The organism is Curtobacterium flaccumfaciens (assembly GCF_018598405.1).
Lineage (GTDB): Bacteria > Actinomycetota > Actinomycetes > Actinomycetales > Microbacteriaceae > Curtobacterium > Curtobacterium aurantiacum.
In genome coordinates, this window is the sequence record NZ_JAHEWS010000042.1 from 1 (window position 1) to 14,098 (window position 14,098).

Consider the following 14,098-nt stretch of genomic DNA (forward strand, 5'->3'; position numbering starts at 1 on the left):
GGGCGGGCGGGTCGTGCGGAGGAGCTCGCATCGGTGCTGGGGAAGCTCGGGGCGCGGGACTTGTCGAAGTCCGTCGAGGAGTGGTCGGCGCGCGGAGTCGCTCGAGAGCATCTCGACGAACTCGCTCGGCGCTTCGACGAGAGCTTCGCTGAGTGGTCGCGTCATCACGAAGTTGGTGGGAATCCTCTGGACGACGCTGCCTTCAAGCAGATGTGGGATGACAAGGTCGAGGCGTACCAGCTCGCGCACCCGGAGTTCGATCGGCACGGTATCGAGTCGCGTTGGTTCACCGATCAGGGTGGGATCAAGGGAGTCGATCAAGCCGGAGGGCACGTCGAGTCTCGACACCTCAGAACCGGCCGGGAGGGCAGTGATTTCGATGAAGAGCTCCGATCCCGCTTTGACGAGAAGCGCCCGAGCAGTGCGTACACGGTGGATCGCAGCACAGTCGATGAGGTCATCGCAAAAACACTCGATTACAATCACGAGGCGATTTTGCGGTGGATCGAGAACGTTCGCGACGGTCGCGTTGCTAATATTCCGAAGAGTTTTGAGTGGCCCAGTGGGAATACCCTCGGCCGGGGTTTCGACCCCGAGCTCTCGGGGAATCGCATGTACAACGGGAAGACGGTTCTGATAGCGATTAAATACGATCCCTCTGGCCCCCCGTACTATAAAATTCGTTCCTCCTACCCGATTCCTTGAGGATGGAAATGGACATCAAAGCCGTGAAGGCCCGAACGCCACTGATCTCTTCTATCTTGAGTGGAGCCTTTCACCAAGACTGGCAAGATGATTGGGATTCTGCCGAGGACGTTTGGCGAGCCGCAATCGATCAGGCGCCCCTGCAGCAGGTATCGCAGCTTGACGCTGACTCTGCAGTACTTGTTGAACACCTGCATACTGACGCCGACATACTGCAGTTTATTTCCGTGAATTACTCCGGGTTCTCTCCGAAGCTCGATGTCAACCAGGAGCCCAGCGAGTGGCTCCAAGCTCTCCGCGCGCGCGTGCAGGCGCGAATGGACCGGATTGAAGGTCGGTCTCGATGACCGGCGGTGGCTGCAGAGCGTCGGCGAGCGGCACCAGCGTCACCTTCCACCAGCGAGAGTGGACCAGACGGAGGGGGGTACGGAGTCTCAGGTGGACGCGCTCCTGAATGAGAACCGCAAGCCAATCAGCGACGGCTTGCGAGTGAGCGGTTCACGGTCGACCGCTCGCGAACGGTTGTTAGGCTCGCGTCCCTGGGGTCACGGTCTGCGCGGACGTGGCGCTGCTCGACCCCGTGCGCGCGGCTCGCAGCGCAGCGCAGCGCTGTGCCTGCTTGCGGCCTCCCCGCCGATCGAGGAGTAGTGGTGAACCACTTGGGACCTTCGCTTCAGTACCCCGCATTCGACTCGTTGATGGGGGGTGCGTTCAACCAGGACTGGAGGGACGAATGGCCTTCGGTCGATCACGTTCTGGCTGAAGCCCTGGATGACTTCCCGGCAACGAGGAATGCACTGTTGCCCGAGCTTCTCGAGATCCGGGCGAAGTGCACCGAAGCCGACGTGGTCGACCGGTTGAGTTCGATGGGAAGTGGTTTTCGACCGGAGGTCGATGCGAACGTAAGCGCTCTCGGTTGGGGCGACTCCCTCATCCGACGCATCTCCGGACCGGACGCGGCGGATGCATGACCGCTGGCCGCTGAGTCCGACCCGAGTGTGATGGAGGGGCTGGTCTCGGAGTATCGAACTGAACTGCGGGAGTACCCGCTGGTCCGAGATCTCCTCGGCGCGGTCTTCGACCAAGACTGGCGAGAGCACTGCAACGGTGTCGAAAACGTCTGTGAGGACCTTCTCGACGACGAGCCTCACCACCTGCGGTCGGCCCGCGTGGAGCCGATCGAAGCGTTCCTCGCGACTCGATCGGAAACTGAGGCCGACGAGGTGATCCGTGCGAGTGAGACCGGCGTCGGCCCACGCGCTCATGCAGGAATGAGCGGCCGAGGGGGCTGCTGGCTGTGTCGCATCGTTTGCGTCAGTAGACAGCGGAACGATGATTTCGCCAGGAAGGTCGCGGTTCGTGCACGAAGCGAGCGGCCGCCCGACCCGGGTTGAGGGGGGACCCCCGGGGTGGACGACCGCTCGCGGTCTGGGGAGGCAGGTGCCTCAGGCGGTGCGGAACGAACCGGTCGCCGTGCGGAACGAGCCGGTCACGGTGCGCGTCGAGGACGTCGCGGTGCCGGGACGGCGGAACTGCGTGTCGACGAAGCGGCCGAGTGCGCGGCCGATGCCGGTGCCGGTGTAGCTGCCGATCGGGCTGCGGGTCGCGTCGCCGGTGAAGGCACCGAGCTCGGCGCGGGTCTCGAGGCCGGTCACGTAGGCGCCGCCCAGGGGGTTCTGACGGTTCTGCATGGGTGCTCCTCGTCGTCGTGCCGAGGTCTGCGGGTCGCCGAGCCGGCGACCGCGACGCCGTCGGCTGGATGACCACCACTCTACGCGCTTGTCTTGCATCGTGCAAAACAAGGATGCGTTCTGCGGTCAGATCCACCCTCGGTCCCACGCCAGGGCGGCGGCTGCGACGCGGTTGTCGACGTGCAGTTTTGCGATCGCCGCCGACAGGTGGTTCCGGACCGTGCCGTGTGCGAGCGAGAGCTCCCGGGCGATCTGCTTCGTCGCGAGCCCGTCACGGGTGCAGCGCAGGACGTCGGCCTCGCGCGGGGTGAGCGGGCTCTCGTCCTCGGTGAGCGCGGCCGCCGCGAGACCGGCGTCGATGTACCGCTCGCCCGCCGCCACGTCACGGATGATCTCGGCCAGCCGCGACGCGGGTGTGGACTTCGGGACGAAGCCGCGGACCCCGGCGGACAGGGCGCGCCGGAGGGTCCCCGGCCGCGCGTGGCGGGTGACGATCACGGTGGGCATCGCGTCCGACAGCGCACGGGCGGCCTCGATGCCGTCGAGGACGGGCATCTCGAGGTCGAGCAGGACGACGTCCGGCAGGTGTCTCCGGGCTGCGGCCACCGCTGCGGCACCGTCGGGGACGTCGGCGACGACCTCGAGGTCGGGTTCCAGGCCGAGCAGGGCGACGAGCGCGCCACGGATGAGTTCCTCGTCGTCGGCGATGACGATCCTGATCACGGGCGCACCGCCGCTCGTGCAGGTACCGGGATGCGCACGAGGAGGGCGAACCGGTCCTCGCTCCGGTCGACGTCGACCGTCCCGCCGTGCGTCGCGACCCGCTGTCGGAGCCCGTCGATGCCGGTGCCGGTACCGTGTCTTCCGGACGACCGCGGTGCGTCGTTCGCCACCGTGAGTCGCCAGGCGTCGCCGTCGGGCAGCAGCTCGATCGACGCGGTGCTGGCGTGGCTGTGCCGGATGGTGTTCGTCGCGGCCTCGCGGATCGCGACGGCGAACAGGGCGCCGACCGCGTCGGGCATGCCGGCAGTCTCGAGCCGCACGCGGCAGTCGACCCCCGCCGACCGCAGGACAGCTGCGGCGTTCCGGGCCTCGACCGCCACCGTCACGGTGCGGTAGCCGCCGACGAGCGCCCGGGTGTCCTCGAGCGCTTCCCGCGCCACGGTCCGGATGTCGGACAGCTCACCCCGGGCACGCTCGGGGTCGGCGTCGAGCAGCCGTTCGGCGAGCTCGCTCTTCAGGGCGATGACCTGCAGGTGGTGGCCCTGGATGTCGTGCAGGTCGGTCGCGAAGCGGAGTCGTTCCTCGGCGACTGCGAGGTCGGACGCGGTGCGACGAGCGGCTTCGAGCCGGAGCACGACGCGGTGGATCCACACGACGCTCAGCGGCATCAGGGCGAAGAGCGCGAGGGTCCCGACCAGGACCAGTTCGGCGGGCTCGGCGCGGGCGTCGGCCGCCCCGACGAGCAGAACGACGGTGCCGGCGAGCACGGTGACCCGGGCCCACCCACGCAGCAGGCAGCCGACCGTGCCGCCTGCGATCGCCAGGGTGAACGACCACGCGGAGCCGGTCGCCGACGGGACGAGCGCCACCACCCCCGTGGCGACCGCGAGCACCAGCAGGGCGAGCACGGCCGGGTGGCGTGCCGACGCCGCACCGGCGGGACGGAGCAGCAGCGGGATCGATGCGAGCGCCGTCACCGTCGCGGCGACGGTGAGCACGACGAGCACGGGGGTGCGCGCCGTCGGCGGACCGTCGGTGCCGATCAGGACCTGCGCGCCGCCGCCCACCAGCACCACGAGCCACAGCGACGCGACCGAGGACCAGCGGACGACCCGGACGTCGGCGTCGGCGCGGGGCCGCTCCTGCCCGGGGTGCGTCACTCGCTCAGGGTAGCGAGGACCGCGTCGGTGTCCCTGGCGATCCGCTCCGACAGGGTGTGGTGCAGGTAGTGGTCGCCGACGAGACCGATCACCCGGCCGTGGTCGACGCTCGCCGCCTGGCGCTCGTGCAGTCGGACCCAGTGCGGCACGTCGGTGTCGTTCGTCCGCACGAACAACAGCACGGGCAGGTCGGCAGGGAACGTGGAGTCCGCCACCGACCGGAAGTTCTGCGGCGCGTGGTCCATCTCGTCGATCATCGTCGGGGCGGCGCCGTTCTTCGCGGAGAGCAGCTGCATCTGCCGCTTCGTCGCGTCGTCGTAGGCGTCGCCGTACGTGTCCGGCGAGAGGCCGCTCACCGCACGCAGCACGCCGAGCCGGTCGAGCGCCACGATCGCCCCGGTCGGGATCGGCTCGTCCCAGCTCGACTGCTCGGGCACGCTGCTGTCGATGCCGACGAAGGCGGTGACCTCGTCGCGGTACGCCTCCGTGTAGGGCAGGGCGTAGATGCCCGCGACCGAGTGACCCATCAGCACGTACCGGTCGACGTGCAGGTGCTGCAGGGCCTCGTGCACCTCGCGGATGATGTTCGCGGCGGTCCGCGGGACGTCGGTCTGGTCGCTCAGGCCGGTGCCGAACGGTTCGACGGCGACGACCCGGTGGGTGCGGGCGAGCTGGTCGATGAGCGGCCCGAAGTCGAGTCCCGGTGCCGCGGTGCCGAGCCCGGGCAGGAGCACGATCGTCCCGGTGCCGGAGGTGGTGCCGGTCCCGCGGACGACGACGTTCATCTGCTTGCCGTCGACGGGCACGCGCTCGCCGTAGTCCTTGATGTCGGACGCCTCGGCGTGCGTCGCGACGACGTTGACGACCGTCGTGGTCGCCAGGGCGAGCACCGGGACCGCCACCAGCGCGCCGAGGGTGATCAGGGTGATGCGCATGGGCTTCCGCACGGTGCTCGTCTCGATCGGGCCGCGCAGGGTGCGCGCGGCGGGTCCGATCAGTCAAACGGTGCGAGCGCCGGAGCGGATGTGCCCCGGTGTCACGATCGATCGTGACGGATGTCACGGTCGACCCGGCCGCGACCCGCGACCCGCGGTCCGCGGCCGGCGGCCCGCTCAGGCCAGCAGCTCGCAGAAGTTCCGGCCCTCGGCCGTCCAGCTCTGCCGCGCGACCAGTCCGGCGTCCGCCGCGTGCCGGTGCAGGGCGTCGAGCCCGACCTCGGCCCAGGGGAACCCGGCGCTCTCGTTGCCGTCGGCATCCACGACCCGGGCCGTGTAGACCCGGTCAGCCGCGGCTTCGGGGTTCGTCTCGACGATGACCCGGCCGCCAGCCCGCACGATCTCGCGGCACCGAGCGAGCAGGGCCGTCGGGTCGCCACCGATGCCGATGTTGCCGTCGATCACGAGCGCGGTGTCCCAGTGGCCCTCGTCGGGCACCGCGTCGAACACGGAGCCCTGCAGGGCTGTGCCGCCGGAACGTTCCGCGATGGCGACGGCCTCGGCGGAGACGTCCACGCCGAGCGCCGGGATGCCCCGGGAGCGTGCGGCGACGAGCATCCGGCCCGGGCCGCAGCCGATGTCGATGACCCCGCCGTCGACGTCGTCGAGCAGCGAGCGGTCGACGCGGTCGGCGGCGGCGCTCCAGCGGCCGACGTCCATCGTGGTGACGGCGTCCGGGCGGTCGGGGTCGGTCAGGCGCAGGTGGCCGTCGGTGCGGAGGGCCCGGGCGTACGGCTCGCCGCCACCGGCACCGAAGGAGACGGGTGCGTGCATGGTCATCGGGTGCCCCCCACGGTCTCGGCACGGAGTGCTCGGGTGAAGTCGGAGTCGGGTGCGAGGTCGGCGACCCGTTCGGCGTCGGGGATCGTGTCGACGTCGAGCAGTTCGCCGAGCACGCCCACGTCGAGGCCGGCGTCGGTCAGTCGTGCGAGCTGGACGGCACCGGTGTCGTCGCGCGACATCGGGACGCCGCGCAGCAGGTCGCCGGTGGGCTCTCGCAGGTACAGCGACCAGAAGCCGCCGTCCTCGGCCGGGCCGAACCAGGCGTCGCGGGCGGCGTCGTCGAACACCGGGGCGAGGTCCGAGGCGGACACCTGCGGGGTGTCCATGCCGACGAGCAGCAGCGGGCCGTCGATGGCGTCGAACAGGAACCCGAGGCGCTCGTCGAGGCCGCCACCGGGCTGGTGCAGCACGTCGAACCCCTCGGCCGACTCCGGTACGACGTCGCCGTCGAAGAACAGGACCCGACGTGCTGCGGGCAGGGCGCGGACGGTCGCCAGGGTGTCGGCGAGGCTCGCGGACGCGACGCGCGCGGCACCCTCGGGGGAGAGCGCCGGCGTCAGCCGGGTCTTCACCTTGCCAGGCAGGCACTCCTTCGCGACGACCGCGACGGTCACCGGGACGGACACGCCGTCGGCCACGGTGCTGATGCCGTCGGTCGGGAGGGTGGTCACGAGCGGGCCTCCTCGACCACGGGGGTGGACTCGGCCGCCTGGCGGAGCGGACCCGGTGCGACGACCCGGACACGGGCCTCCCGGCGGTACGCACGGAGCAGACGGGACATGTCCCGCACCGCGTTGACCGTGCCGCGGAGCGTGCCGGTGACCTTGCTGTCACCGATCCGCTGCGCGTACCCGATGTCGGACTCGTCGACGCGCCAGCCGGCGGCGTGGGCGGCCAGGACCATCTCGAGCGGGTAGCCGCTGCGGCGGTCGCGCAGGTCGAGGGAGAGGAGGTCCTCGCGGCGCATGACGCGCATCGGGCCGAGGTCGCGCAGGCGGTAGCCGGTGGCGCGGTGCATGAGGACGGCGAGGACCCGGTTCGCGAAGCGCGCGTGCGGCGCCCAGGCGCCCCGACCGGTCGGGACGCGGCGGCCGAGAGCCAGGTCCACGCGGCCGCTGGCCACGCGGTCGACGAGCGGCGGGAGCTCGGCGGGGTCCATCGAGGCGTCGGCGTCGCAGAAGGCGACGAAGTCGGCGGTCGCCGCGGCGACCCCGGCGGCGCAGGCCGAGCCGAAGCCCTTGACGGGTTCCGTCACCACGAGGGCGCCGTGGGCGCGGGCGACATCGGCGGACCCGTCCGTCGATCCGTTGTCGACGACGATGGCCCGGTAGCCCGTGGGGAGCCGTGCGATGACCTTCGGCAGGGCGTCCGCCTCGTCGAGGCACGGGAGGATCACGTCGACAGTCATGTCCGTCATTCGGTGCGGTCGGTCGGATCGACGGGTCTGTCCTGGCATGTCCTCGACACAACACGACGACAGCCCGCGGGGTACAGGAAACTGCCGGGTCCTGGTCGTTCAGCGCGTTCGGCGTGCATCCGGTCCCCAGAACGGGGGACGGGGGCACTCGCGTCGTGCGTTCTGGGTGTCGCAAGACGCCGTCGTGTCGTCGGGACGCCGCCGAATCCGGCGGCGTCTCGCGCACCAGGGGGCGTCTTGCCGACACGACGGCGTCCTGCGTGGCCGTGGGCGCGGGGACGGCGGACGGGAGGCGCGGGGCGGGGTCGTCACGGGCCTCCCGTCCGGCGGGTGGGCGCGTTTCGTGCGCGGGGCCCGCTCGGCTCGGGGGCTCGCTCGGCTCGCTTCGCTCGCTTGGTGAGCAGAAGATGTCGGGTCGCGGGGCGTGACCCGACGTCTTCTGCTCACTCGTTGTGGCTAGCGGACGGCGCTCCGGAGCGGAGCCGTCGCGAAGTCGCGCATGCCGGCCGCGAAGTCGACCTCGGCGTGCCAGCCGAGCTCGTCGGCGATGCGGGCGGAACTCGCCGTGACGTGGCGGACGTCGCCAAGGCGGTACTCGCCCGTGACGACCGGCTGCGGGCCGTCGGGTCCGGCGATCGCCGCGGCCATGTCGCCGATCGTGTGCACGGTGCCCGAGCCGACGTTGTACGCGCGGAACGTGTCCGACGGCAGGTCTGCGGTCGCGGCGATCGAGGCGGCGTTCGCGCCGGCGACGTCGTCGACGTGCACGAAGTCGCGTCGCTGGGCGCCGTCCTCGAAGACGCGGGGTGCCTCGCCGCGGGCCAATGCCGAGCGGAACAGGGACGCGACACCGGCGTAGGGGGTGTTCGCCGGCATGCCGGGTCCGTAGACGTTGTGGTACCGGAGCGCGATCGCGCGGCCCCCCGTGGCGCGGGCCCAGCTCGAGGCGAGGTGCTCCTGCGCGACCTTCGTCTGCGCGTACACGTTGCGGGGGTCGAGCGCGGCGGACTCGTCGATCAGGCCGGGCAGCAGGGGCTGCCCGTCCGGGCCGATGGGGTCGAAGCGGCCGGCGTCGAGGTCCTCGCGGCGGCGGGCCGGCGGACGCGTGGGGTCGCCGGAGGCGGTGGTGTAGGCGCCCTCGCCGTAGACGACCATCGAGCTGGCGACGACGAGCCGGCCGATGTCGTGCCGGTCCATGCCGGCGAGGACGTGGGCGGTGCCGGCGTCGTTCGACGAGACGTAGTCGGGGGCGTCCTGGAAGTCCACGCCGAGGCCGACCTTGGCGGCCTGGTGGCACACGACGTCGATGCCGTCGAGGGCGGCGTCGAGGGCGACCCGGTCGCGGACGTCGCCGTGCACGAACGCGATGCCCTGCTGCTGGTGGGCGCGGACGACCTCGGCGGGGTCGCCGTGCACGTCGTCGCGCAGGGAGTCGAGGACGCGGACCTCGTGGCCGTCGGCCAGGGCGCGGCGGACGATCGCGGAGCCGATGAAGCCGGCGCCCCCGGTGACGAGGAGGCGGCTCATGCGGTGGCACCCGTGGCGGGCTGGGCCTTCGTTGCCGTGGGCTGGGCCTGCATGATGCTGGCGCTCGCGCTGGTCGGGACGAGTTCGCGCGGGGTGAAGTCGGCGGGGATGGCGGCGACGATCTGGCCGATGGCTCGGACGATGACCTCGTTGGCGCGGGCGAGGCGTTCCATGACGAGCGCGTGGGTGACGACGGCCCCGGCGTCGTCGACGTCGGGGCCGCTGGCTGCGGCTGCGGCGGCGGCGGCGGCCTCGTCCTCGGTCGGGGCCAGGCCGGCGTCGGCGTCGGTGACGAACGACAGGTTCACGGTGGCGATGCCGAGTTCGGCGGCGAGCGGGACCTCGGGCGTCATCGTCATGTTGACGGTGTGGCCTCCGGCCTGGCGGAGCCAGACGGACTCGGCGCGGGTGGAGAACCGGGGCCCCTGGATGACGACGCACGTGCCGGTCGGACGGAACGGCACGTCGAGCCCGGAGACGGCCTCGATCGCCGCGCGTCGGAGCGTCGGGTCGAACGGGTCGGCGAACGACAGGTGCTGGACGTCGTCCTCGAAGAACGTGTCGGCGCGACCCCAGCTGCGGTCGATGAGCTGGTCGGTGACGACGAAGGTCCCAGGGGCGTAGTCGGGGTGCAGGCCGCCGACGGCGCTCGAGGACACGATGGCGCGGACACCGAGCGAGCGGAGCGCCCAGACGTTCGCGCGGTGGTTGATGCGGTGCGGGGCGACGGAGTGCTCGCGGCCGTGCCGGGTCAGGAACGCGACCCGACGTCCGGCCATCGTGCCGATGCTGATCGGGCTCGACGTCGGGCCGAACGGGGTCGGGACGTCGAGCTCGTCGGCGGTGCCCTCTTCGAACAGCTGGTAGAGGCCGGAGCCTCCGATGACACCGATCGTCACGGCTTCGTCGTTCTCCACAGGTCCTCCGGTTGGTCGTCGGCGCGGGCTGCGCGCTGGATACGCTACTGACGGCGCCACCGGGCGAACCGGGAGCGGCGCCACCAACCCCTGTTCGGAGGCACCTGTGCGAACGATCGGTCAGCACCGCGACGACCTGGCGGCGTTGCTCGCGCCGGTGGTGGCGGGCCTCGGAGCAGAAGAACGGCCGCTCGACGAGCTCGCCGGTGCCGGTGCGCGTGTCGGGTTCGTGCATCGTGTGCTCGCCGCGCCCGTCGTGTCGCCGGTGCCGCTGCCGCCGTTCGACAACAGTCAGATGGACGGGTTCGCCGCGCGGGTCGTCGACGCCGGGCACGACGTCCGGGTCGTCGCTCCGATCCCGGCCGGCGTCGTGCCCGAGCCCCTCGAGCCCGGCACGGCGGCGCCCATCATGACCGGCGCGCGGATCCCGGCGGGAGCCGACGCGGTGTTCCCGGTCGAGGCGACCGAGCCCGGCGCGTTCCCGGCCGCGCTCGAGCTGCCCCGGGTGACGGTGCCCGGTGACCTGACCGCCGGCACCTTCGTGCGGGCCACCGGCAGCGACCTGGCCACGGGCGCCGAACTCGCACCGGCCGGGGCCCCGGTGACACCGGCCTTGCTCGGCGCGCTCGCCTCTGCCGGGGTGGCGACCGTGCTCGTGCGCCGACCGCTGCGGGTCCTCGTCGTGTCGACCGGATCCGAACTGCAGGGCGCCGATGCCGACGCGGCGACGATCGGCGACGCCAACGGCATCGCGCTGCGGGCTGCGCTCGCCCAGGTCGGAGCGGACCCGCGGACCGTCCGGGTGCCCGACGACGTCGCTGCCTTCGACCGGGCCCTCGATGCGGCCGTGGGGAACTGGGCCGACCTCGTGCTCACCACCGGGGGCATCAGCGCCGGGGCGTACGAGGTCGTGCGGCAGGCGCTCGAACGCCGCGGGCTCGCGGTGACGCCGGTCGCGATGCAACCCGGTGGGCCGCAGGCGTTCGGCAGCGTCGTGTTCGGAGCCGGCGGTGTCGCTCGTGCCGTTCCGGTCGTGTCCTTCCCCGGTAACCCGGTGTCGGCGCTCGTCTCGTTCGAGGTGTTCCTGCGCCCGCTGCTCGCCGATGCCGTCGGGCTCGCGGCCGACCGACCCGCCCAGGTCCTGCCGGCTGCGTCCGCTGCCGCCTCACCCGTCGGCAAGCACCAGGTCCGGCGCGGCCGGGTGCAGGACGGGGCCGTGCACTTCGTGGGCGGCCCGAGTTCGCACCTGCTCGTCCACTACGCGGCCGCCACGCACCTGGTGCACGTCCCCGTGGGAGTCGACACCGTCGAACCCGGCGACCCCCTGACCGTCTGGAGCCTCCGATGACCGACTCGTCCGCCTCCGACCAGCTGTCGCACGTCCGCGCCGACGGCAGCGCGCACATGGTCGACGTCTCCGCGAAGGACGTCACGGACCGGTCGGCCACCGCCACCGCCACCGTCGTCACCCGACCCGACGTCGTCGCACGCATCCTCGACGGCTCGCTGCCCAAGGGTGAAGTCGTCGGCACGGCCCGGATCGCCGCGATCATGGCCGTGAAGAAGACGTCGGACCTGATCCCGCTGTGCCACCCGCTGCCGATCGCCGGCGTCCAGGTCGACATCACCGGCTCCGATGACCGCGTGCTGATCGAGGTGTCGGTCCGCACGACCTCGCGCACCGGCGTCGAGATGGAAGCCCTGACCGGGGCGAGCGTCGCCGCCCTGACGGTGTACGACATGGTGAAGGCCGTCGACCGAGCGGCCGTGATCACGGATGTCCGCGTGCTCGAGAAGCACGGCGGACGCTCCGGGGACTGGAGCAACCGATGACCGCCGAGCCGACCAGGGGCCGGGCCGCCGTCGTCGTCGTGTCCACGCAGGCCGCCGCCGACCCCGCACTCGACCGCACCGGACCCGTCATCGCCGACTGGCTGCGCGACCATGGGTTCACCACGAGCGACCCGATCATCGTCCCCGACGGCGGCGCGATCACCGAGACCGTCACCGCGGAACTCCTCGCCGACGCCCGGGTCGTCATCACCACCGGCGGCACCGGGGTCACCCCGACCGACCGGACCCCCGAGGCCGTCGCTGGCCTGATCGACCTCGAACTGCCGGGCATCACCGAGGAGATCCGTCGACGTGGCCTCGCGGGTGCCGGCCCGACCGCGCTGCTCACCCGCGGTGTCGCCGGGGTCACGAACGCCGGCTGTCTGCTCGTCACCCTGCCCGGGTCGCGCGGTGGCGTGTCGGACGGGCTCGCCGTGCTCGACGGTGTGCTCGACCACGTCGTCGCACAGGTACACGGCGAGGGCCACACCCCGCGGAGCGCCTCGTGAGCACCACCGACGCCGCCGCACGGGTCGTGCTTGCCGACCTCGTCGACCGCGACGTCAGCGTCGACGAGGTCGCAGCCGTGGTTGCCACCGAACAGGACGGAGCCGTGGTGACCTTCGCCGGCATCGTCCGTGACCACGACGGTGGCAAGGGCGTCACCGCGCTCGACTACGAGCGGCACCCGAGCGCCGGCGACGTCATCACCGAGGTCGCCCGCACCATCGCCGAGGACCACCCCGACGTCCGGATCGCGGTGCTGCACCGCGTGGGGGCGCTCGGCATCGGGGACGTCGCGCTCGCCGCAGCAGTGTCGTCGTCGCACCGGGCGCAGGCGTTCGCCGCCTGCGGTGCGCTGGTCGACCTGGTGAAGGAGCGCGTGCCGATCTGGAAGCACCAGCGGTTCACCGACGGCACGGACGAGTGGGTGGCGGCGCTGTGACCGCGGCCGAACCGACGAACGCCGAACTGACGGTGGTGGACAGTCCATCGTGCTCGCCCGCCGGTACCTTGATGCCCACCCTGTGCACCTTCGCAACCGCGACGCTCGTTCGGGGAATGGTCAGACTCCAAGCGGATCCATAGAATCGCGAACATGAGCGTCTTGCTGTCCGGGATCACCGTCGTCCTGCTGGTCTTCGCCCTGATCGACATCCTGACCAAGACGGACGACCAGGTCCGCGGCCTGCCGAAGATCGCGTGGGTGATCCTCGTGATCCTGGTCCCCGTCGTCGGCAGCATCGTCTGGTTCGCCATCGGCCACGACTGGACTCCGGGTGAACGGAACCACGGCCGGTACATCGAGCCCACCCGCCACGAGGACCGGTACGCCACCCTGGGCGATGCCCGCAGCGCCCATGGGGAGAAGCGCGTGACCGGTACCGAGCAGGAGCTCGCCGAGCTCGAGCGCGAGATCGAGTACTGGGAGGCGCAGGCCCGCCTGAAGCGCGCGAAGGAAGCCGCGGGCGAGGGCGACACCGCTCCCGCGAGCTGACCGTGTCCGTTCCGGCTGCGCAGAACGCGACCGCCGCCACGGTCTCGAATGAGACCTGGCAGCAGGTCGAGGACCGTCTCGCGGGGGCGCCAGCCGGACCGCGCGTCCGCCGTTCGATGGTCCGGCGGATCATCGTGATCGGCGTGGCCGTGGTCGCAGCAGCCACGGCCGGGTGGCTCGGCGCGGCCTACCTGCCCAGGTTGGACCTTCCGCAGGCCGGCGCAGACCTGCCCGACTGGACGTTCTTCGTCATCCTCCCCCTCATGATCGCTGGCCCGGTCTGCTGGGTCACCGCAATCGTCCGGGGCGGTGGACAGTTCCAGAGCGCGCTCTCCGACCCGATGCTCGGGCTTCCCCGTGCCGATCGCCGACGGATCGAGCGCATGGCTCGTGGGCAGCAGCCCGCCGACCCGCAGCACCGGGCCGCGCTCGTCGCACTCGCTGGCCGTCGACTCAGTCAGGCGACATCGACGTTCTGGCTCGCCCTCGGATGGACGCCGTTCGCGTTCGCGCAGTTCCTGCTCAACTGGACGACGTGGTTCGGGCTGCTGTACGCGCTCCTCACCGTGTTCTTCCTCGCGATGCTGCTCTGGACCGTCCGCAAGCGGCGGCAGTGGCGAGCGTTCCTGCAGGAGACCGAGCCCCGCGCCGGGGCCGAGCCGGCCCCCGCTAGCTGACCCGGGCCTCCAGGCCGACGCACCGTGCGCGGTCTGCCGGCTGGTGCGAGGTTGCGCGCTCCGTGCGCCGCTACAGGCTCGCACCGAGCGGGCAACCTCGCACCACTCGAACACGCGCGCACCGTGCGACGAGAGCCGGCCGCACGGGCCCAGCAACCCGCCCGAACCGCCC

19 protein-coding genes are annotated in these 14,098 nt (G+C 71.6%); 10 read left to right on the forward strand and 9 right to left on the reverse strand.

The features are described 5' to 3' along the window. The 4 genes from KK097_RS17130 to KK097_RS18865 all read left to right on the forward strand — a co-directional run. Positions 1-705, forward strand: a 705-nt coding sequence (locus tag KK097_RS17130; RefSeq protein WP_214545556.1) for an RNase A-like domain-containing protein, incomplete at its 5' end; no start/stop codon positions are given. 8 nt (positions 706-713) lie between these two features. Beyond that, positions 714-1,052, forward strand: a complete 339-nt coding sequence (locus KK097_RS17135; protein ID WP_214545557.1) for a contact-dependent growth inhibition system immunity protein — start codon at positions 714-716, stop codon at positions 1,050-1,052. A 303-nt stretch (positions 1,053-1,355) separates the two neighbouring features. Beyond that, entirely contained in the window at positions 1,356-1,676 is a 321-nt protein-coding gene (locus KK097_RS17140; RefSeq protein ID WP_214545558.1) for a contact-dependent growth inhibition system immunity protein, read from the forward strand. Between the two features lie 30 nt (positions 1,677-1,706). Further along, on the forward strand, positions 1,707-2,099 hold the full coding sequence (locus tag KK097_RS18865; RefSeq protein ID WP_214545559.1) for a contact-dependent growth inhibition system immunity protein: 393 nt from the start codon (positions 1,707-1,709) through the stop codon (positions 2,097-2,099). A 51-nt stretch (positions 2,100-2,150) separates the two neighbouring features. Here the strand turns inward: KK097_RS18865 and KK097_RS17150 are convergent, their stop codons facing one another. The 9 genes from KK097_RS17150 to KK097_RS17190 all read right to left on the reverse strand — a co-directional run bounded on the left by KK097_RS17150 (position 2,151) and on the right by KK097_RS17190 (position 9,918). Next, the gene (locus KK097_RS17150) at positions 2,151-2,396 is read right to left on the reverse strand and encodes a hypothetical protein (RefSeq protein WP_128781611.1); all 246 of its coding nucleotides are present in this window, start codon (positions 2,394-2,396) and stop codon (positions 2,151-2,153) included. A 126-nt stretch (positions 2,397-2,522) separates the two neighbouring features. Continuing rightward, positions 2,523-3,119: a response regulator transcription factor gene (locus tag KK097_RS17155; RefSeq protein WP_214545560.1), complete on the reverse strand. Its 597-nt coding sequence runs from the start codon at positions 3,117-3,119 to the stop codon at positions 2,523-2,525. After that, positions 3,116-4,279, reverse strand: a complete 1,164-nt coding sequence (locus tag KK097_RS18795) for a sensor histidine kinase (protein ID WP_214545561.1) — start codon at positions 4,277-4,279, stop codon at positions 3,116-3,118. The genes KK097_RS17155 and KK097_RS18795 overlap by 4 nt, the downstream gene beginning before the upstream one ends. Then, on the reverse strand, positions 4,276-5,214 hold the full coding sequence (locus tag KK097_RS17165; RefSeq protein ID WP_214545562.1) for an alpha/beta hydrolase: 939 nt from the start codon (positions 5,212-5,214) through the stop codon (positions 4,276-4,278). The genes KK097_RS18795 and KK097_RS17165 overlap by 4 nt, the downstream gene beginning before the upstream one ends. A 177-nt stretch (positions 5,215-5,391) precedes the next feature. Next, on the reverse strand, positions 5,392-6,054 hold the full coding sequence (locus KK097_RS17170) for a class I SAM-dependent methyltransferase (RefSeq protein WP_214529145.1): 663 nt from the start codon (positions 6,052-6,054) through the stop codon (positions 5,392-5,394). Then, the gene (locus KK097_RS17175; RefSeq protein ID WP_307858451.1) at positions 6,051-6,728 is read right to left on the reverse strand and encodes a TIGR04282 family arsenosugar biosynthesis glycosyltransferase; all 678 of its coding nucleotides are present in this window, start codon (positions 6,726-6,728) and stop codon (positions 6,051-6,053) included. Before KK097_RS17175 ends, KK097_RS17170 begins: the two co-directional genes overlap by 4 nt. After that, positions 6,725-7,474 (reverse strand): glycosyltransferase family 2 protein, encoded by a 750-nt coding sequence (locus KK097_RS17180; protein ID WP_214545563.1) that lies wholly within the window; start codon positions 7,472-7,474, stop codon positions 6,725-6,727. Before KK097_RS17180 ends, KK097_RS17175 begins: the two co-directional genes overlap by 4 nt. A 456-nt stretch (positions 7,475-7,930) precedes the next feature. Continuing rightward, entirely contained in the window at positions 7,931-9,001 is a 1,071-nt protein-coding gene (locus tag KK097_RS17185) for an NAD-dependent epimerase/dehydratase family protein (protein WP_214545564.1), read from the reverse strand. Next, on the reverse strand, positions 8,998-9,918 hold the full coding sequence (locus tag KK097_RS17190) for an MTAP family purine nucleoside phosphorylase (protein WP_214545565.1): 921 nt from the start codon (positions 9,916-9,918) through the stop codon (positions 8,998-9,000). The genes KK097_RS17185 and KK097_RS17190 overlap by 4 nt, the downstream gene beginning before the upstream one ends. A gap of 106 nt (positions 9,919-10,024) precedes the next feature. Between KK097_RS17190 and KK097_RS17195 the strand changes: the two genes are divergently transcribed. From KK097_RS17195 to KK097_RS17215, 6 genes are all read left to right on the forward strand, one after another. Next, on the forward strand, positions 10,025-11,266 hold the full coding sequence (locus KK097_RS17195) for a molybdopterin molybdotransferase MoeA (protein WP_307858450.1): 1,242 nt from the start codon (positions 10,025-10,027) through the stop codon (positions 11,264-11,266). Beyond that, positions 11,263-11,751 (forward strand): cyclic pyranopterin monophosphate synthase MoaC, encoded by a 489-nt coding sequence (gene moaC, locus KK097_RS17200; RefSeq protein WP_214529139.1) that lies wholly within the window; start codon positions 11,263-11,265, stop codon positions 11,749-11,751. The genes KK097_RS17195 and moaC overlap by 4 nt, the downstream gene beginning before the upstream one ends. Continuing rightward, positions 11,748-12,260, forward strand: a complete 513-nt coding sequence (locus KK097_RS18250; protein WP_250896878.1) for a MogA/MoaB family molybdenum cofactor biosynthesis protein — start codon at positions 11,748-11,750, stop codon at positions 12,258-12,260. The genes moaC and KK097_RS18250 overlap by 4 nt, the downstream gene beginning before the upstream one ends. Beyond that, positions 12,257-12,697, forward strand: a complete 441-nt coding sequence (locus KK097_RS18255) for a molybdenum cofactor biosynthesis protein MoaE (RefSeq protein ID WP_307858449.1) — start codon at positions 12,257-12,259, stop codon at positions 12,695-12,697. Before KK097_RS18250 ends, KK097_RS18255 begins: the two co-directional genes overlap by 4 nt. Positions 12,698-12,850: 153 nt before the next feature. Further along, positions 12,851-13,249 (forward strand): PLDc N-terminal domain-containing protein, encoded by a 399-nt coding sequence (locus tag KK097_RS17210; protein WP_214529137.1) that lies wholly within the window; start codon positions 12,851-12,853, stop codon positions 13,247-13,249. Between the two features lie 2 nt (positions 13,250-13,251). Beyond that, a complete protein-coding gene (locus KK097_RS17215; protein ID WP_214545567.1) occupies positions 13,252-13,926 on the forward strand; it encodes a hypothetical protein in 675 nt (224 codons plus the stop codon). Positions 13,927-14,098: the final 172 nt, after the last annotated feature.

Coding starts and splice junctions, on each gene's coding strand:
- KK097_RS17135 (WP_214545557.1), top strand. CDS start 714: ATGGACATCAAAGCCGTGAAGGCCCGAACGCCACTGATCTCTTCTATC.
- KK097_RS18865 (WP_214545559.1), top strand. CDS start 1,707: ATGGAGGGGCTGGTCTCGGAGTATCGAACTGAACTGCGGGAGTACCCG.
- KK097_RS17150 (WP_128781611.1), bottom strand. CDS start 2,396: ATGCAGAACCGTCAGAACCCCCTGGGCGGCGCCTACGTGACCGGCCTC.
- KK097_RS17165 (WP_214545562.1), bottom strand. CDS start 5,214: ATGCGCATCACCCTGATCACCCTCGGCGCGCTGGTGGCGGTCCCGGTG.
- KK097_RS17170 (WP_214529145.1), bottom strand. CDS start 6,054: ATGACCATGCACGCACCCGTCTCCTTCGGTGCCGGTGGCGGCGAGCCG.
- KK097_RS17180 (WP_214545563.1), bottom strand. CDS start 7,474: ATGACGGACATGACTGTCGACGTGATCCTCCCGTGCCTCGACGAGGCG.
- KK097_RS17185 (WP_214545564.1), bottom strand. CDS start 9,001: ATGAGCCGCCTCCTCGTCACCGGGGGCGCCGGCTTCATCGGCTCCGCG.
- moaC (WP_214529139.1), top strand. CDS start 11,263: ATGACCGACTCGTCCGCCTCCGACCAGCTGTCGCACGTCCGCGCCGAC.
- KK097_RS18250 (WP_250896878.1), top strand. CDS start 11,748: ATGACCGCCGAGCCGACCAGGGGCCGGGCCGCCGTCGTCGTCGTGTCC.
- KK097_RS17210 (WP_214529137.1), top strand. CDS start 12,851: ATGAGCGTCTTGCTGTCCGGGATCACCGTCGTCCTGCTGGTCTTCGCC.